This is a genomic window from Arsenicibacter sp. R0_47 (assembly GCF_057652235.1).
The window spans coordinates 1-492 of record NZ_JBYFCJ010000117.1 but is presented as its reverse complement, the minus strand read 5'-3'; the positions used below and the strand labels follow the sequence as shown (position 1 = coordinate 492).

The 492-nt window shown below is 47.4% G+C and carries 1 protein-coding gene; it reads right to left on the bottom strand.

The window, feature by feature from the left end; translation table 11 throughout:
* Positions 1–459: transposase (locus tag AC23NW_RS36275; protein WP_487455603.1), on the bottom strand; the 459-nt coding region annotated here is incomplete at its 3' end.
* Positions 460–492: the final 33 nt, after the last annotated feature.

Here is a 492-nt window from a genome sequence, read left to right as displayed (position 1 = left end):
AATAACTGTACTTTTTTGCTCCCCAATTGGTTCTTTGATATACCATTGAGCAGGAGTCTGGTAGCCTAACGATTGATGTTTGCGAACATAGTTGTAAAACTGAAAATATTCAGCCAACCCCTTCCACAACGATAAACCATCGGCGTAGCCCCGCAAATAAATGTGTTCGTACTTCAGGGTCCGCCAGAAACGCTCGACAAAAATATTGTCCAAAGCCCGCCCTTTGGAGTCCATACTGATGGCAATCGTGCGTTCCTGCAAGGGCTTCAAAAAGTCCTTTGAGGTAAATTGACTACCTTGGTCAGTATTGAAAATGCGAGGTTGGCCCCACTGTCGGAAGGCATCTGCCAGCGCATCTACACAGAAGTCGGTCAGCAAAGTATTGCTCAACCGCCACCCTAAAATAAAGCGGGTGTACCAGTCGATCACCACGCACAGGTATAAAAATCCGTTGGCCATCGGAATGTACGGTAGAGTAGAGCAAGCGCGCCT